Raw genomic sequence first — 283 nt, 5'->3', positions numbered from 1 at the left:
CGCATCAGTCTCTCGAACCGTAATTGAGTTGTCACCTTCGACCACAGCAGGAGGGGTTGTTGACCAACTGCCATCTGCAGCCTGATATTCAACTGTATTGCCAACTTCGCTTGGCGTTACTGTGAATGAACCATCATTCGTTAATAAATCACTATTACTAATACCCGAGTCAGTATCCAATGTGATCGTCGGAGCATTCGGCGCTTGCGTATCAAGCACAAAATCTAATGTATTCGAGCCAGACACATTACCTGCCGCATCAGTCTCTCGAACCGTAATTGAG

At 46.3% G+C, this 283-nt stretch carries 1 protein-coding gene; it reads right to left on the bottom strand.

Going from position 1 to position 283, the window contains the following annotated elements; translation table 11 throughout:
* The coding region (locus HC728_RS19980; protein ID WP_190395996.1) for a hypothetical protein at positions 1-283 on the bottom strand (283 nt) is incomplete at both ends.

It is taken from the genome of Aliivibrio sp. S10_S31 (assembly GCF_014694495.1).
Taxonomy (GTDB): Bacteria; Pseudomonadota; Gammaproteobacteria; order Enterobacterales; family Vibrionaceae; genus Aliivibrio; species Aliivibrio fischeri.
The sequence above is the reverse complement of the archived record's forward strand: the minus strand, read 5'-3'. Positions and strand labels throughout refer to the sequence as shown.